Origin of the sequence: Sphingomonas jatrophae (assembly GCF_900113315.1) — a bacterium.
Lineage (GTDB): Bacteria > Pseudomonadota > Alphaproteobacteria > Sphingomonadales > Sphingomonadaceae > Sphingomonas_P > Sphingomonas_P jatrophae.
Genome location: NZ_FOZG01000003.1, coordinates 596,201 through 612,264 on the forward strand (window position 1 = coordinate 596,201; position 16,064 = coordinate 612,264).

Annotated in this window: 16 protein-coding genes; 7 read left to right on the forward strand and 9 right to left on the reverse strand. The window is 66.3% G+C overall.

Annotated elements, in window-relative coordinates; translation table 11 throughout:
* Positions 1–90 precede the first annotated feature (90 nt).
* The 5 genes from BM360_RS18380 to BM360_RS18405 all read right to left on the reverse strand — a co-directional run bounded on the left by BM360_RS18380 (position 91) and on the right by BM360_RS18405 (position 6,873).
* On the reverse strand, positions 91–933 hold the full coding sequence (locus BM360_RS18380; RefSeq protein WP_093317041.1) for a hypothetical protein: 843 nt from the start codon (positions 931–933) through the stop codon (positions 91–93).
* Positions 924–2,774 carry a hypothetical protein gene (locus BM360_RS18385; RefSeq protein ID WP_131819301.1) on the reverse strand — a complete coding sequence of 617 codons (1,851 nt, stop codon included), beginning with the start codon at positions 2,772–2,774 and terminating at the stop codon, positions 924–926. Before BM360_RS18385 ends, BM360_RS18380 begins: the two co-directional genes overlap by 10 nt.
* Positions 2,775–4,213: 1,439 nt before the next feature.
* Positions 4,214–5,710: a DUF389 domain-containing protein gene (locus BM360_RS18395; RefSeq protein WP_242653566.1), complete on the reverse strand. Its 1,497-nt coding sequence runs from the start codon at positions 5,708–5,710 to the stop codon at positions 4,214–4,216.
* Between the two features lie 95 nt (positions 5,711–5,805).
* On the reverse strand, positions 5,806–6,219 hold the full coding sequence (locus BM360_RS18400; protein WP_165611369.1) for a BLUF domain-containing protein: 414 nt from the start codon (positions 6,217–6,219) through the stop codon (positions 5,806–5,808).
* A gap of 99 nt (positions 6,220–6,318) precedes the next feature.
* On the reverse strand, positions 6,319–6,873 hold the full coding sequence (locus BM360_RS18405) for a hypothetical protein (protein WP_207544645.1): 555 nt from the start codon (positions 6,871–6,873) through the stop codon (positions 6,319–6,321).
* A gap of 120 nt (positions 6,874–6,993) precedes the next feature.
* Between BM360_RS18405 and BM360_RS18410 the strand changes: the two genes are divergently transcribed.
* Positions 6,994–7,659 (forward strand): response regulator, encoded by a 666-nt coding sequence (locus BM360_RS18410; RefSeq protein ID WP_093317455.1) that lies wholly within the window; start codon positions 6,994–6,996, stop codon positions 7,657–7,659.
* Positions 7,656–9,011: a sensor histidine kinase gene (locus tag BM360_RS18415; RefSeq protein WP_093317056.1), complete on the forward strand. Its 1,356-nt coding sequence runs from the start codon at positions 7,656–7,658 to the stop codon at positions 9,009–9,011. The genes BM360_RS18410 and BM360_RS18415 overlap by 4 nt, the downstream gene beginning before the upstream one ends.
* Positions 9,012–9,062: 51 nt before the next feature.
* Here the strand turns inward: BM360_RS18415 and BM360_RS18420 are convergent, their stop codons facing one another.
* The 4 genes from BM360_RS18420 to BM360_RS18435 all read right to left on the reverse strand — a co-directional run bounded on the left by BM360_RS18420 (position 9,063) and on the right by BM360_RS18435 (position 11,757).
* A complete protein-coding gene (locus tag BM360_RS18420; protein WP_093317059.1) occupies positions 9,063–9,515 on the reverse strand; it encodes a response regulator in 453 nt (150 codons plus the stop codon).
* Complete coding sequence (locus tag BM360_RS18425; RefSeq protein ID WP_093317062.1) at positions 9,515–10,615, reverse strand: PAS domain-containing protein; 1,101 nt, start codon at positions 10,613–10,615, stop codon at positions 9,515–9,517. Before BM360_RS18425 ends, BM360_RS18420 begins: the two co-directional genes overlap by 1 nt.
* 101 nt (positions 10,616–10,716) lie before the next feature.
* The gene (locus BM360_RS18430; protein ID WP_093317066.1) at positions 10,717–10,974 is read right to left on the reverse strand and encodes a hypothetical protein; all 258 of its coding nucleotides are present in this window, start codon (positions 10,972–10,974) and stop codon (positions 10,717–10,719) included.
* Positions 10,975–10,980: 6 nt separating this feature from the next.
* On the reverse strand, positions 10,981–11,757 hold the full coding sequence (locus BM360_RS18435) for a transglutaminase-like domain-containing protein (RefSeq protein WP_093317069.1): 777 nt from the start codon (positions 11,755–11,757) through the stop codon (positions 10,981–10,983).
* 224 nt (positions 11,758–11,981) lie between these two features.
* Between BM360_RS18435 and BM360_RS18440 the strand changes: the two genes are divergently transcribed.
* From BM360_RS18440 to BM360_RS18460, 5 genes are read left to right on the forward strand one after another with little or no spacing between them, the layout of a single operon-like run.
* A complete protein-coding gene (locus BM360_RS18440) occupies positions 11,982–13,265 on the forward strand; it encodes an extracellular solute-binding protein (protein WP_165611370.1) in 1,284 nt (427 codons plus the stop codon).
* Entirely contained in the window at positions 13,262–14,155 is an 894-nt protein-coding gene (locus tag BM360_RS18445) for a carbohydrate ABC transporter permease (protein WP_093317076.1), read from the forward strand. The genes BM360_RS18440 and BM360_RS18445 overlap by 4 nt, the downstream gene beginning before the upstream one ends.
* The gene (locus tag BM360_RS18450) at positions 14,155–15,030 is read left to right on the forward strand and encodes a carbohydrate ABC transporter permease (RefSeq protein ID WP_093317079.1); all 876 of its coding nucleotides are present in this window, start codon (positions 14,155–14,157) and stop codon (positions 15,028–15,030) included. Before BM360_RS18445 ends, BM360_RS18450 begins: the two co-directional genes overlap by 1 nt.
* A gap of 2 nt (positions 15,031–15,032) precedes the next feature.
* The gene (locus BM360_RS18455) at positions 15,033–15,323 is read left to right on the forward strand and encodes a hypothetical protein (protein WP_093317081.1); all 291 of its coding nucleotides are present in this window, start codon (positions 15,033–15,035) and stop codon (positions 15,321–15,323) included.
* Positions 15,320–16,024, forward strand: coding sequence for a polysaccharide deacetylase family protein (locus BM360_RS18460; RefSeq protein ID WP_093317084.1), 705 nt, complete (start codon positions 15,320–15,322; stop codon positions 16,022–16,024). Before BM360_RS18455 ends, BM360_RS18460 begins: the two co-directional genes overlap by 4 nt.
* Positions 16,025–16,064: the final 40 nt, after the last annotated feature.

A 16,064-nucleotide genomic window follows, 5' to 3' on the forward strand; every position in this document is an offset into this window, starting at 1 on the left:
CCGCGGACGCCACGTCATCAAGCACGCACTGCTTATCTGCGCGTACCAGGATCGCAGACGAACCTTAGTCGGCGGCCGAGGCTCGGCCTATCAGCGCACTATGGTCCACCGACCGTCCAAGAGGCTAAATTGCAGGTTTAGCGCGTGACGCCGGTCGGAGGTGCCAATGGTGAGGATCGGTTCGCCTTGCCCATCCACCCAGTCGAACAACCGCCCGTCCGCCTGCACCCGGAAATGGGCTCGCGTGCTTGGCAGCAGTTCGGCAGAGAAGCCCGGCTTGGCACGCATACTCACGATTGCAGCCACGTCGTCCTGCTGCTGTTGCGCAGCGTCAGGGCCAAGCGGGTAGCAGCGAGCCATATGCTCGCGCCGTCGTGCCGTCGCCCATGCGAATCCATCGAGGTTGCCCGATTGCAGCAGCCCGGCGACGCGACGCAGTTCAGCATAGGTGGCATCCGCTGCCTCCCGCGGATCAGCGCGCTGCCCCGCCGCCCACGGCGCGGACGCGGTGAGATGATCGGGCTTGAAGGCGATACGTAGCCGGTGCGGCAGCACAATCGGCGGCTCCGCTTCCCTGGCGTCCCAGCGGTCCCGAGCTAACGGGTGCGATGTCACCGTCAATTGATCGCCATCGATCCGCGTCTCGTCACCCTGTAGCTCCACCATGCCATGCGCACCGGACGGAGGAGCCCCGGGGAAGGCGACAGGCAAAGCGGAGAGATCGCGGCCCGGCGGGCCTAGCACTACCTCCACTAGATTCTCACCGACCACCAAGTCGTGGTGGATTGGAATGGACTGCGCAGCCGCCTTTCCGGGCTGCGTGCGCCCTAGCATGACGCGGTTCAGCCACGTTTCCGCGACCAGAGCATCGCCGCTTTCGATCTCCAGCCCGTAGAGCACGGGGCCGCGGAACGGATCCGGGTTCAGCTCCAAAACTCGCGCTCCTTGAGGATCATGCAGGGCTTCACCAGTTCGATCGGCTCGATATCCTCGCGCGGAGGCACCTTGCTCGAATTATAGAAATAGCCAGTGATGCAAATACCCTTGTCCAGCCCCACGCTTGCCTTGAGCGAAGGGGGAGCTGCCATCGACACGGTGAGGCTCGCTGCCGCCTTGAAGATGCCGGCCAGCTCGAAATTTAGCTCCCGCCGATATCCGAATACACGAGCGGTGCCGTTGCCCTTGGCCTTTGGGGTGATCGAGAGATCGAGGTCGGTCTGGTAGGATACGTCGGTCGGCTGCGCCGTTTTGTAGTTGGTGTAGGTTAGTTTGCATTGCGGCGCGAGGTGCAGCCCCATCGTAATCGAAAGCTCGACGATGGCGCGGACGCCCGCCGGCAACCAGCCCTTATCAAAATCGAGCCCCACGAACAGCGACAGCGATCCTTCGATCAGCGTGATATCGCCCGCGAGCGTGACGAACCGCTCCACGTAGTAGACGCGGCTTTCCTCCTTATAGTCGGCGGGCCAGCGATACCCCCAGCTAGCGCTTAGATCGCCTTCGAACATCTTGTAGTCATAGCCGTAGCTGACGCCTGCCTTGAAGGAGGACAGCAACTTGGCCATGTCCTTCAGGATTTCGCCAGCTTCGTAGAAGCGGTCTACCCAGACGCTCGGCTGAAAGGTGGCCGTCTCGCCTGCCGATTTTACCTGCAGCGAGAACATCTCGCTAGCCTTGTAGCGCGTCTTGGCAGAAATGGGTTTGACGCCGTCCTTGGTAGACTCAGTTTGCGAAACAGAAAAAGTGCGCGATCCGATCGGCCCTTCATCGGCCTGGGTCAGCGTGGTCGTCTCGCTGTAATCGCCCTTGTTAGTCGTCTCGCTATATGTCGTGCCCGCACCGTCCTTGTCGGTGTAGTTGATGGACTCCTGATGATAGTCGCGTCCCGTGGTCACGGTAGTGGAGTGAGAAGCGCCGTCCTTGTCCGTCTCCGTGCGGTTTTCGGATTTGAAATCGCGTCCGGTGCTGGTTTTGGTGCTGATCGAGGCACCAGCACGCTCGATCGTCGTGGTGACGCTTTTCGCACCCCACCCTCCGGACTCCCGATCACCGGCTCGCTTTATCTGAAGACGTTCCGTGCTCTTTGATCCACTCTTGCTGTCGAGCTTCGGAAAGGTGCTGCCCTTGCCCTTGATCCCCTTGATTTGAAAAGACCATTCTTCCTCGGGCATGACAATCAGCAGCATGTCAAGCTGCCCAAGCGCCGGCGCAGGTGCCACGTTGCTGCCAATCACCGTGTGGCCGCACGCTTGGCCGCTCACGACATGCTCGCGCTGTCGCTCTGCGCGGAATGGCCAGATAGAGAGCCAGCTCTGCAGGCCGCTTCGCTCCGGCACGCGCAGATCAGCGGACGCGGGCTTGCCACCGTTAGTGGTGGCTGCCGACCCGATCCGCGTTTCCGGATGTGGCGGCTGAAACGTGTGGTGTACGCTAGAATTGATGGCCATCGCCCGCGTGCGAAGGTGGGTTCCTCTCCTACCCAGATCAACCGAGCTCAGCGCTTCGATTACAAGGTCGTGCCGCTTCAACGGCTCGACGTAATCATCGAACACTTTAGCATCGACCGCCTCGTGGCGGCGCTGTGCGGTGAGATCAAATTTCTTGTAGTTGCCGCCATCACTAATCTCGAGGATCAGTTCCTTTAGAACGCAATCCTCGTATCGCTCGCGCGGCACCTTGGCTCCACAGGGCAAGGTGATCATGTCGGGACCGCCGCTGCTGCTGAGCCCAGATTGTTCCGCACGGTGCGCCGCAGCGGGAAGCTTGCTATCCACTAAGCCCCCTTAGTCGAAGGGTGTGCTAGAAGCTTCTCTAGCGTCATAAGTTTTGACGGAGCCGACGGTTCAGGCGCTTCAAGTACCCGAATGATGTCGGGCTCGGTCGTCGCACGGTGTAGACCATTCGGCGTCATCAGCAGGAGCAGCGCTAGCAGCGCATAATCTGTCTCGACGCGCATACCGATTCGGCGGCCGTAAGCAATAATACGCCGCAGATGCTGCTCTCGCTCAACGCGATCGCGCTGACGCCACCCAACCAGTTCGGTCTCTAGCCATATGGAGATACGCGACCCAAGGAGATCGGCACGCCCCTCCCCCATCTGGTCTACCGTGCGTTGCGATATGAGCAGCATAGTTCCGGCTTCTACAGGGGTGCGTGGTTTCCAGCTTGATCACCGCCTCGATGGCGACAGATCCGATTCTGGACCGCTATGCCCATCGCCTCAGACTGCATCACGATCGCGCTCTTGATCCATCTTTGAGTGTCTCGTGGTTGCCCGCATCAGTGTTAATTCGCATCACCCGATCGGGTGATGCAAGCCGTTCCGGATCGGTCCATCTGAGAGCCGCGACCTGACTGGTGGCGCTGGCCCTGCAGCCAGCGCCACCCTCTCGAACGTAACGCTAGCGCAGGACAGATCCCGAGCGATCTCCCGCCGGCTTATCGAGCATCACCCCGATGCAGGCTCTCACAGCCTGCCCCACACTGTCGGCCGGAAATCGAAAGGACTGCGATGGACCCGGCCGCCGGTCTCGCGGTGCGTGCGATCTTCCGCGCGCTCACTCCTCGCCAGCAGGCAACGTGCTGGAGGAACTCGCACGCGAGAAGGAGAGCCCAGCCAATGACTGTTTCGTCCCCGCCTAGACGAGGTGATCGCGAGCTTGCGGGCTGAGTGTGGCGGCAAACTGCCTGGAAGGGCATCCGCGACTAGTGTGAGAGCTGCCGAGCAGCCGCTAGCAGCCGGGCGGCACCAGCGAGCCCGTCCGCGGTGAAGATCGTTGTACCCACCGCCATCATCTCAGCGGCCTGCTCACTCCCGCCATCAGCAGCGGCTTCGGTTATGGCGATTGCCTCAGCCTCCGCCTGGAAGGCCGCAGGAAGGTTGTCGTGAAGCAGCTGAAGCCCGTCCTCGAGAAGAGGACCGTAGCAAGACGAAGGGCAATGTCGTGCGTCTCCACGCTATACGCCGCGAGCGGGGTAAACAGCTCAGCACCGAAGAGCGTCATTGTCGGATCCCCCAATTCCCTCCTGATGGAGCCGCATGTACTTTTCCGCGACCTGCAACTGGGCGTGGGAGTCACACATCTGCAACTGCGCCCGCGGAACCACCCTAACGTGATTCATCGCCAGTCTGTGCCGCAGGGTGACTGCACAGCACCGGGAGCACGTGAGCTTTGCAGACGATCATTCTTCTCAAACCAGATTGCCAAGCCGATCACCGGTTCGAGATCGTCTCACCCGCTTCCTGCGACCAGCGCAGCGACAGCCGGCCACCGGCTCGCCCCGGCTCGGCGGTGCCGCCGCGGGCGACGATGCCCTCTGCCACGGCGGCGCGTTGTCCACTTGTGCCGCCGTCCACCAATACGGCTCGGGACAGGCGGGCCGAGCCCCATGCGGCAAGCCCTAGCGCCGCGTCGTCGAGGACGCCCTGGCGGATCGTCATGGCGGGCAAGGGCGTGTCAGTCGGAGGAGCGAGCGCGACCGTCCAGTCGGGCAGCTGGCGCCGGGCGCGATCTTCGAGGGCGCGGTAGCCGTCCAGCCCGAGCCCGGGCAGCGGCGCGACGACAGCTGAGAGGCTGTGGGCACTGCCATCCACCCGCACCGCTGCAGGTTCGACCCCGGCGATCAGCGCCAGATCCGCAACCGCGCGGCTCTGCTGCCGAGAATCCGCCAGTTCCGGCCCCTCGCCCGCGCGGGCGATCTGGGCAGCTTCGGCCGCTCCGCTGTCCAGGGAAACGCGAAGCTGGTCGATGTGGATGTTGACCGGGCGGGCCAGCCGCTCTTGCAAGTCCGCCGTCAGCAGCCGATCGGCCTGCGGCACGAGGCGCGGCGTCACCATCACCGCGCGCACCCGCATGGGCTGGGCGGAATAGTCGATATCCAGCTGGCTCAGCCGGGCCTCCGGCGCGAACCGTGCGCGCACCGTATCGCGCACCTGCCGCTGGGCGACGGATTCGAAGGCGATCTGCCGCAGGCCGGCGACGAGCGGCAGAGCGAGGAGACCCACGGCGACGATGAACAGCGTGACCTGCCAGCCGGTATGATGCGGCGACAGGTGGCTGCCAAAGCCATAGGCGCGCGCGACCAGCGCGACCGTCAGCGCGATCGTCACGGCATTGGTGAGGAACAGCAGCAGCGAGCCCATGAACACGGTCATGTTGCCGGTCGCGATGCCGAAGCCGACGACGACGAGTGGCGGCATCAACGCGATCGCGATGGCCACGCCGACCACAGTGCCGCCACGCCCGCGAATCAGCGCATAGGCGCCCGCGACGGCGGACAGCAGGGCGACGAGCAGATCGAACAGGGTGGGTCGGGTGCGCCCGGCAATCTCGCTGGTGATCGTCTGGATCGGCGACACGGACACCAGCACGATCGACAGGAGCACCGCGATCAGCGCGCCCGCCGCCAGCGCGCTGGCGGAGCGGCGTATCTCCTGAAAATCGAAGGTGGCGATGCCGAAACCCATGCCGATGATCGGCATCATGAGGGGGGAGAGCAGCATCGCACCGATCAGCACGGCGACGGACGGCATGAGCAGGCCGAGCAGCGAGATCGCAGCCGATATGACGATCAAGAAGGCATAACGGCCCGACCAGCCGGCTTCGTCTGCGATCTGGCGGAGGACGGCGTCATGATCGACATCGTTCGCGAACCAGGCTTTCCAGCGATGCAAGCTGCCGCCGCGATCGCCATCGAACGCCACTGACACCCGGCGTTGCTCCTTCATGATGGCTGGAGCGGCCACATAGACGAGCAACGACCTTGAAGGCGACCCCGACGCCGCATGAGCTGGACGGCGGCGGCCTACCCGCTCCTGCCGGCGTGCGCACTGCCTCGCCTGACGATGCCGGCGAACGCATCGCCGAGTGCCGGCGGCAGGCGCTGCAGGAATTGGATCAGGCGTTGTTCGTAGAGCTGCGCCAGCACGTCCTCGGCGGGCATCACCATGGACCATGCACCGAAATGCCGCTCGGTCGAGACCTCGTCCCAGATAACGTGCATGTCGGCATGGCGATCGTCCGTACGCAAGCGATCGAGCAGCGACGCGATCGCCTCCTCGCCACCCTCCAGCGCCTGGGCGAAGCGGACATTGTCGGTCCACAGCAGTCCGGTGATGCCGTCCACCGCATTGTTCGTACGGCACTGGACCATCAGCGCGTCCAGCGCCCGCTGGTCCTCCGCGATGAGGTTCGTGCTGGTGTAGAGAAGGAGGCGCATGTCCCTCGACATGTACAAAGCCGCTGTGCGGGAAGCTAGCCGGCCCAAAGGACAGGGCACGGCGGGACGGAGCGAAGCCCGGCTTCGCTCCGCTGCCATTCACTGGCCGCTGGCGGGCGCAGCCGGCTCCGCATCGACCGGTGCAGGTGGCGGCGTATCGCCGGTCGGCGCCGGCATGGGCGCGCCCGGCTGCCGCGGCCCGGCGGCAGGGCGCGGCGGATGCGACTTGTGCGGCGGCGGGGCCGGCGGGCCGAGCACGATCACCTTGTCGTCGGCGCCGACCAGGAAGGCGGCGTGCATGAAGCCGCGCCCGAACCGGCCCTGCACCGTGACAGGCGCGTTGACGGTGACCAGCGGGCGGCTGTCACCCTGCGGGCCGGTCTCGACCAGGACGCGTCCGGTGCCGTCATCTACGATGAACTTGTTGCCGTAGATTTCGGCCACGCGCCCACGGATGCTGACGACGTCGGAGTCGGAGGCGAGCGAGCGGATCGCGACCGGCCGCACCGGGGCCATCGTCACGCTCGGCCGCGTCTCGGCCATGGCAACGGCACCACCAACGCCACCAACCGCCAGCAGCGCCGCGGCGATCATCGTCAGCTTCAGCTTGCCATTTGGCGCGGGGCGGAAAAGAGGCAGGACACGATCAGTCATGGGGACACTCCATCGCTGTTGATGGCGTCCTTCTACGCAGCGGTGCCACCGCCCCGCTGAACCGGATCGTTCAGTTTCGGTTTGGCTGCGGCCTCTAGGCGGAGGTTGGAGGAAGACCGCATGCGCATCCTGCTCGTAGAGGACGACACGACCCTGGCAGGCGGCATCGCACGGGCGTTGCGGGCGGAGAATTTCGCAGTCGATGTCGCCGGCGATGGCGAGGATGGCGGCCATCTCGGCTCGACCGAACTGTATGACGCGGTGGTGCTCGATCTCGGCCTGCCGAAGAAGGATGGCGTGACCATCCTGCGCGAATGGCGGGCGGAGGGCCGCGACATGCCGGTGCTGATCCTGACCGCGCGCGATGGCTGGTCGGAAAAGGTCGCCGGGTTCAAGGCGGGCGCCGACGATTACCTGACCAAGCCGTTCCGCGTGGAGGAGGTGATCATGCGCTTGAGAGCGCTGGTGCGCCGCGCGGCGGGGCATGCCGGCGCGACCATCACCTGCGGCGGCCTCAGCTTCGATGCGCAGCTCGGCACGGTCGAGTGCGACGGATTGCCGCTGAAACTCACCGCCATGGAGTGGCGCGTGCTCACCACGCTGATGCTGCGCAAGGAGATCGTCGTCGATCGTGCCGACCTGATCGAGCGGGTCTATGAAGGCGATGCCGATGTGGACTCGAACTCGGTCGAGGTGATCATCGGCCGCCTGCGCAAGAAGATCGGGGCGGAGCGGATCGAGACCGTGCGCGGCCGCGGCTACCGCGTCACGGCGGGCGCGACGTGAGGCTGCTGCCGCGCTCGCTCGCCGGGCGCCTGCTCGCCATCTCCACGCTCGCCATGGCGCTGGCGCTGGCGCTGGCCGCGATCGGCATCGGCCACGTGCTGGAGCGGTTCGTCATGCGCGGGCTCGACCAGCAACTGGACACGCAGATCGGCATGCTCGCGCGTGCGGTGCGGCCGGACGGCACGCTGGACGCCGCCCGTGTGGTCGACCTGCCGAGCTTTGCACGGGCCGAGCCGGGGTGGGGCTGGCGTGTCGATGGCCCGCGCGGCCGCTGGCAAAGCGGCGACGGCATTCGGGCCGAGGACCGCCGCCTCATCGCGCCGCCGCATTCCCATCCCGAGCCCGGCGGCACCAGGCCCGTGGAGGGGATGACGCGGTCGGGGGAGCGCGTGCACCTGCGCATGCTGTCGGTGGAGACGGCGGCCGGTCCCGTCCGGATCGTCGCGAGCGTACCGCGCCGCATGCTGCGTGCGCCGCTGCGAGAGGCAATGGTGCCGCTGCTCGGCTCGCTCGCGATCCTCGGGGCCGTGCTCGCTCTGGCCATCGTGCTGCAGGTCCGCCTGGGCCTTCGCCCGCTGCGTCGGCTCGGCGCCTCGATCGCCGACGTCCGGTCCGGCCGTGCGCGCACGGTGCCGGTCGACCAGCCGGATGAGCTTCGGCCTCTTGCGACGGAACTGAATGCGCTGGTCGAGCAGAATGCGGCGCAGCTCGATCAGGCGCGGCGGCACGTCGCCAATCTCGCGCATGGGCTGAAGACGCCGCTTGCCGCCTTGTCGCTGAAGCTGGCGGAGAGCGGTGCCGATGCGGATGGGAGCCTGCGCGCGCTTATCGCCGATCTCGACGCGCGCGTTCGCCACCATCTCGGCCGTGCCCGTATCGTATCGCCTGGAGGTGGCCGCCGCGAAGGCGCGATGCTCGCGCCCGCCGTCACCGATCTGCTGAAGGTGATGGAGCGGGTGCATGCGGACCGGAACATAGCATGGCACGCCGCAGTGGCGCCGGATCTCGCGGTTGCGGCCGACCGCCAGGATCTCGACGAAATGCTCGGCAATCTCCTCGACAACGCCTTCCGCCACGCCACCATGCAGGTGAGCGTGCATGCCGAGCGGCAAGGCCCTTTGATCGCGATCACTGTGGACGACGATGGCGCGGGACTGACCGGGCAGGCGATCGCCGAGGCGCTGGTGCCGGGGCGTCGGCTCGACGAACGGGGCGATGGGCACGGCTTCGGCCTGCCGATCACGCAGGAACTGGCCGAACTGAACGGTGGCAGCCTTGCCCTTCACCCCGCCCTATCGGGGCGTGGCCTGCGTGCGACGCTGATGCTACCGGCCGGGGCAGTGGCTTCATAGAGACAGGCGCCATCCCGCCGCGTCGATGCTCAGCTATCGGGCTACGCGACCTTACTTCCAGCTCGCGGCAAAGGCGGGGGCCGCGATGAAGCTGGCTGGCTGCGGCGACGTGGGCGGCGGATCGCACACCCCCTCCTCGATGTAGCGCATCGCCGAGAGCAGGCCATTGCGCGAGAAGGGTTTGGGGATCACGCCGTGCCCGCCGGCATAATCCTCCGGGATCTTCAGCGGATTGGCGGTGACGAACACCACGAACGCATCCGACCAACGCTCGCGGATCAGGTGGCAGACGTCGATGCCGTTGGTGCCCTGGGCGAGCTGGACGTCGACAAAGGCGAGGTCCGGAACCAGCGTGCTGTCGAGGTCCTCGACGTCGAACAAGGATGCCGCCTCGGCCACCACCTTGTGGCCGGCATCCTCCACCATCGCTTCGATATCCATGGCGAGGAGCGCCTCATCCTCGACGATCAGCACGTTGAGCGGCGCGCAGGGACGGTTGATCATCACTTGTCCACCGGGAAGGTGAGCGTGAAGCGCGCGCCCGGAGCCGCATCGGACCAGATCGGGGTTGCCCCCACCTGTTTGGACAGGCGCGCGATCAGCACGGTGCCAAGCCCGCTCGACTCTGCGCCCGATCTCTCGAAGCCCGGTCCGTCATCGCCGATCTCGATGGAGGCGCAGCCTTCCGCCACGCTGGCGCGCAACATGATGGTTCCGCTCCTTCCACCCGCGAAACCGTGCTTGATCGCGTTGGTGACGACTTCGTTGAGGATCAGGCCCAAGGCCGCCGCCTGGCTGGAGGGCACCTCGATGCAGGCGACATCCGCGTCGATGACGATGTCGCTGCGCCCGCTTGCCCCGACCACGTCGGTGACGAGGTTCTCCGCAAACGCGCCGACGTCGAACCGGGTGATGTCCTCCGATTGATAGAGCCTGCGGTGGACCGTTGCGAGCGCGTCCACCCGCTCCAGCATCGCCTCCAGCTTCGATGCGATCGCCGGATCGGGAATGTTGCGCGCCTGTAGCCGCAGGAGCGACCCGATCATCGTCAGGTTGTTCTTGACGCGGTGATCCACCTCGTGGAGCAGCAGCGTCTTGGCGGCGAGGGCAGCCTCAAGGTCCGCCGTGCGCGCCTCCACCTCGCGCTCGATCGCTTCCTTCTGCCCGGCGATGATGCGCTGCGCCTCCACCCGGTCGGTCACGTCGAGCTGCGATGCGAAGAAGAACACCACCGTGCCCGCATCGTCGCGCACTGGGCTAAGATAGAGCGCGTTCCAGAAGGTCGTGCCGTCCTTCTTGTAGTTGAGGAGATCGACCGAAACGTCGGTCTCCTCCTCGATCGCGGCCCGGACTTTGGCCACCGACGCCCGATCGGTGTCAGGCCCTTGCAGAAAGCGGCAGTTGCGGCCGACAATCTCCTCGCGATCATAGCCGGTCAGCGTCTGGAACGCCTCGTTGCAGAAGACGATCGGATTGTCGGGCTGGGCGGGATCGGTGATGACCATCGGCATCCGCGTCGCACGCACGGCGGCGGCGAACGGATCGCCCCGGCCATGCTCGTAGGCCAGCGCGTCGGTGAGGTGCCAATCGTCCTTCTGCCGCATCGAACCTCCACCCTTAAGCAGGCCAGCCACGCCTCACCATGGGGAGGCAGGATCGACACGCCTACAAATCACACGCAACGCACGCAGCCTCGCTGTCCGGCTCAGGTCCGCGCGGCCATCGGTCCGGCTTGCGAAGAACCGCACACCGCACCCCGCGGCGTGCCGGTGCGGCCCATGGTCCAATTGCCCTGCATCCGCACCTGCGGGTTCGGCGCGCACCAGATCTCTCCGCTGTCGTTCAGGGCCGTCACCCAGATCAGGTTGTGCTCCTGGCCATAATCGATGATCCCGACGGCATAGCCCTTGCCCTTGTCGAGCACGGTGACCGGGATGGGCGGATTGAGCTGCGTGAAGGACATGAGCGGTCAGGCCGGCTCGACTTCGACGGACTGGTTGTTCATCTTGACCGCGCCGTAGGCTGTCAGGAAGGCAACGTCCGCCGCGTCTCGGCCGACCCCGATCTTGGCCATGCCGCCCTCGCGCGCCATTCCGGTCGCATCGACCAGATGCCATTCGCCACCGAGGAACACCTCTGCCACGGCGTGGAAATCCTGCGGCTCGACGCCGAGCGCGTAGACTGCCGCAACGCGTGCCGGAATGCCGCACGCCCGCACCAGCGTGACCATGACGTGCGCATAATCGCGGCACACGCCTTGCCGCTTGACGAAGGTGTCGAGCGCCGTCGTGCTGCCCGTGCTGACGCCCGGAACATAGTCGAAATGGCTGCTCACCCAGTCGCGGATCGCGGCAACGCGCTGCCCGCCTTCGAGCCCGCCAAACTGCGATGCGACGAACGTCTGAAATTGGTCGGACTGGCAGAAGCGCGACGGCATCATGTACTGCACGGTCTCGCCGGGCAGCAGATGCGGCTCGATCCTTGGCAGGGTGCTGACATCGGCAAGGATGCGATTGATCGTAACCGTCGAGGTATAATCGACGATCAGCCGCCCTTCCGCGCGCAGCCAGATCCTGTCGCCGATCCCATCGTGCCCCGTCACCCGCGCGAAATGCTCCAGCTTGGGCAGATCGATATGGGCGTCGTCGATCGTCTGCTCCGGGATCATCGCCGCTTCGACCTGAAGCAGGATGTCGGTTGGCTGGCTGAGCTGATAGTCCAGGTGCGCGTGGATCTTGATCTGCATCGTCGCCAAACTGACGTCGGTTAAGTTCGATCCTCCCGGCCGCTGCCTCCGAACGATTCCGCACATTGCGGCATGGCTTCTGGCGGCGCGACGATGCGGGGCTTGCCTTCCCGTCGACAAGCGCCTCAAACCCGCTTGCGCGCCGACGGAGATCGAATGGTGCGGGGTGAACCAAAGGGGGGCGGCGCTGTTTTGGCCGGGATCGTCATGAATCGCACATCCCGTTGATCCAAACGCTTCGCACGCTGCGCTTCGTCCTCGCCACATGCCTGACGCTTGCCGGGGCAGTCGCGCCCGCATCGGCGGCGAGCCCACCGACGACGCTGCGCGTGGCGGCGCATTACACCGCCAAGCAGGCCGCGCCGCTGCTCGCCTGTTTCAAGCGCTATGAGGCGGCGCATCCCGGCCTCCGGATCGACTACCAACAGGTCTCCTACCGCGATTACCTCCAGACCGTGCTCATCTCGCGGGTCGGGCGGTCACCGGCAGACATCTACAACCTGTATTCGATCTGGGCGCCGCAGCTGATCGGGGTGGGTGCGCTCGATCGGCCTCCGCCATCGCTGGAGCGCCTGGTGCGCGCCGCCTACACGCCCGCGACGGTGCAGGCGGCGACGATCGGCGGGCGCTTGTGGGGCATGCCGTCGGCCGTCAGCGTCTATCAGCTCGTCTATAATCGCCGCATGCTCGCAGCCGCAGGCTACCGCGCGCCGCCCAGGACCTGGGCCGAGCTGGCGACGATCGGTGCGGCCACGGTGCGGCGAAACCGGCAGGGCAATGTCGTGCGCGGCGGCTACGCCTTCGGCACGACCACCGCGAACATCGCCCACACCTTCTACGCACAGATGTACGCGGCAGGCGTCCCGCCGTTCACCGCGGACGGGCGCGGCACCAACCTCCGCTCGCCCGCCGCCGCCCGTATCGTCCGGGAAGGGGCGATGCTGTTCCGGCGGGGGATCACCAGCCACGCCATGACGGTCGGCAATTTCGCGGGTCGCGCGGCGGCGATGACGGTGCTCGCCAACTGGCAGAAGAGCGCGCTCGCCGAGGCGTTCGGAGACCGCTTCTCGAGCGAAGTCGGCGTCGCGCCTATTCCGACGGACGGACCGGGCGGAACCATGATCTATTCCTTCTTTTGGGGCGTGGAACGCGCCAGCCCGTCAAGGCCGCAGGCTTGGGCGCTGATCCGCTGGCTCAACGAGGCGCGCGGGCGTGACGGGCTGACCTGCACGGGGCGGATGCTGGGCGGCATGGGGGACCTGACCGGCAACCGCGCGGATCTCGCCGCCATGCGGGGCCAGCTCGCCGACCCGTTCAGCCGCGGCTTCGTCGCGGCGCTTGAGGCACCGGGCGCGCGACCGCAGGCCAATGTGTGGCATGCCGAGGAGATCGACCGCTTGCTCCGCTATTATATCGAGCTTGCCTGGTATGGCCGTATGAGCCCGCCTGCCGCGCTCGCCACCGCCGATCGCGAGATCCGCGCGATCCTTGCCGAGCAGCCGCGATGAGCGCGGGATCGTCGTCCGCCTTCGCCGCGCGGGGGCTCGCGCCTTACCTGTTTCTCGCCCCCGCGGCCCTGTTCGCGCTCGTCTTCCTGGTCGGGCCGCTCGGCTTTGCGCTGTGGGTCAGCACCACCGACTGGAACGGCATCGGTGCCGCCAGGCCGGTCGGCTGGGGCAATTACCGTTATTTGTTCGAGCAGGACCCGTTCTTCATGCGGTCGCTGCTCAACACCTTCCTGTTCGCCGCCGGATCGCTGATCGTCGGCGTGCCGCTGGCGCTCGGCATTGCGGTCCTGATCGCGCGCAGCCGGCTCCAGTCGATGTGGCGCATGCTGTTCTGGCTGCCGATGATCACCAACATCGTCGCGATCGCCTACATCTGGCGCTTCCTGCTGAACGACACAAACGGCCTGCTCAACCGTGCGCTGGACCTGCTCGGCCTGCCGGGGCCTGACTGGCTGACCGGGATCAACTGGGCGATGCCGTCGCTGATCATGGTGTCGGCATGGATGACGCTCGGGCACAACGTCCTCCTGTTCCTCGCCGGGCTGAACGAGATCGACCACAGCTATCACGAGGCGGCCGAGCTCGACGGGGCGGGTCCGCTCCGCCTGTTCTGGCATGTGACGCTGCCGCTGCTGCGCCCCACCCTCCTGTTCGTGACCGTCACCAGCCTGATCACCGCGCTGAGTTCGTTCGCGCTCATGCTGGTGATGACAGAGGGCGGCCCCGCCCGCGCGACCACGGTGGCCGGGCTCTATCTCTACGACATGGCCTTCACCGATCTGCGGCTCGGCCGCGCGTCCGCGGCGGCCTTTGTCCTCGCGGCGATCATCCTCGCCTTCAGCCTGGCGCAGTTCCGCCTGCTGCGCCGCGGCGGGGTGGAACGGCATTGATGCGCCCGCCTCATCCCCTCGCCCTCTTGAGATATGCGGCGCTGACGCTCGGCGCGCTGGCGATGGCGCTGCCTTTCGCCGACATGTTCCTGGGGGCGCTCCGCACGCCGCAGGAGCTGTTGGCCGTGCCGCAGGTCTACTGGCCGCGCGATCCGCAATGGCGCAATTTCGCCCGCGTGTTCGATGAGCTGCCGATGGCGACATGGCTCGCCAACAGCGTGTTCGTCACCTCCGCAATCACCCTGCTCCAGCTCATCACCAGCGCGATGGCCGGTTACGCGCTGGCCAAGTTCCGCGTGCCGGGCACGACCCTGATGCTCAGGCTCGTGCTCGGGGCGCAGATGTTCCCCTTCTTCCTGCTGATCATCCCGATCTTCTTCCTGCTGCGCTTCGTGCCGCTGCTCGGCGGCAACGATCTGTGGGGCCAGGGCGGATCGGGCCTGCTCGGCTCCTATGCCGCGCTGGTCCTGCCCTTTGCGGTCAGCTGGTACGGCATCTTCCTGATGCGGCAATTCTGCCTCGGCGTACCCGACGAGGTGATCGACGCAGCCCGGCTGGACGGCGCGGGCGAGTTCCGCATCTTCCTCACCATCGTCCTTCCACTGATCCGGCCGGGGCTCGCGACGCTCGGCATCTTCGTGTTCGTCTATCACTGGAACGAAGTGATCTGGACGATCACGGTGACGCGCGGCGCGTCGGGGCTGCAGACTTTGCCCGTCGGCATCTATCTCCTGCGCGGCGCCTTTGCCGATCAGTCGACCGAGGCTTTGCAGCGGGCGGCCATCTGCATCTCGGTGCTGCCGGTCATGCTGGTGTTCCTGGGGCTGCAACGCTTCTATGTCCGCGGGCTGACCGCGGGCAGCGTGAAGGGATGACGATGGACCGGCACGATGCGGCGGCGCTGGCGGCGGACATGGCCCGGCTGGGCGCCCGGCCCTATTCGGAAGTGGGCGTGCCGATGTTTCTCGTCGCGGAGGATCTGCGCGGCGACCTGGCGGTCAAGGATGAGGGCGAGCCCAAGCTGGCCGCCGCGCTGCGCGACATGGCAGTGGAGCGGCCCGAGCCGGCCGACACCGCACGCCTGATCGAGGTTCTCGCCGATCGCCACATCCTCGGCGCGGACGGGCCCGCCTTCACCCGCCTGTCCGACGAGGAGGTGCGGCGTTGAGCCTCGCTTCCCAGATCGCCGACAGCTTTGCCGCCGCGCCGCCGATCCGCGTCGTCAATTACCACAACACGCCCGCTTACCGCGCCGACGACTATGATCGCGAGCTCGCCGCGCTGGCCGAGCGTTATGCGCCGGTCACCGAGGATGATCTCGCCGCTTTCTTTGCCTCCGGTCACTGGGCAGGGGGGCGGCCGGGCGTGATCGTCGCGCTCTACAACGGCTATCGCAACAATCACGACGTCATGCGCCCGCTGCTCGAGCGGCACGGGCTGGTCGGCTGGTTCTTCGCCGTAACCGGCTGGACGAGCTGCCCGCCCGACGATCAGCGCGCCTTCGCCGCCAGACGCACGCTTGCGCTGGTGCCCGGCGAATATGCCGATGGTCGCCACGCGCTCAGCTGGGATGAGCTGAAGAGCCTCGATCAGGGTCACGTCGTCGCCAGCCATACCCGCAACCACGCCCGCATTGCCGCCGACGATGCCGACGGCCAGCAGGCGGAGATCGTCGGCGCGCAGGACGATTTCCGCGAGCATCTGGGGCATCCCGTCCGTTCGTTCGCCTGGCTGCTGAGCGGCACCTGGGGCCATTCGGCGCCGACCGACGCCTGCCTGGAGCGGGCCGGATACGAGTTCCTCTTCTCCGACTTCAAACTCCAGCGGCTTCCGCACGCCCGCAGCTCCGCCAACGAAAAAATAATCTAAATCAGTATTTTTGCACCGGTCCACTGGCGCTGAGCCCGCC

Coding starts and splice junctions, on each gene's coding strand:
- BM360_RS18405 (WP_207544645.1), bottom strand. CDS start 6,873: ATGACTGATCGTGTCCTGCCTCTTTTCCGCCCCGCGCCAAATGGCAAG.
- BM360_RS18430 (WP_093317066.1), bottom strand. CDS start 10,974: ATGTCCTTCACGCAGCTCAATCCGCCCATCCCGGTCACCGTGCTCGAC.
- BM360_RS18400 (WP_165611369.1), bottom strand. CDS start 6,219: ATGCGCCTCCTTCTCTACACCAGCACGAACCTCATCGCGGAGGACCAG.
- BM360_RS18445 (WP_093317076.1), top strand. CDS start 13,262: ATGAGCGCGGGATCGTCGTCCGCCTTCGCCGCGCGGGGGCTCGCGCCT.
- BM360_RS18455 (WP_093317081.1), top strand. CDS start 15,033: ATGGACCGGCACGATGCGGCGGCGCTGGCGGCGGACATGGCCCGGCTG.
- BM360_RS18425 (WP_093317062.1), bottom strand. CDS start 10,615: ATGCGGCAGAAGGACGATTGGCACCTCACCGACGCGCTGGCCTACGAG.
- BM360_RS18435 (WP_093317069.1), bottom strand. CDS start 11,757: ATGCAGATCAAGATCCACGCGCACCTGGACTATCAGCTCAGCCAGCCA.
- BM360_RS18420 (WP_093317059.1), bottom strand. CDS start 9,515: ATGATCAACCGTCCCTGCGCGCCGCTCAACGTGCTGATCGTCGAGGAT.
- BM360_RS18410 (WP_093317455.1), top strand. CDS start 6,994: ATGCGCATCCTGCTCGTAGAGGACGACACGACCCTGGCAGGCGGCATC.
- BM360_RS18450 (WP_093317079.1), top strand. CDS start 14,155: ATGCGCCCGCCTCATCCCCTCGCCCTCTTGAGATATGCGGCGCTGACG.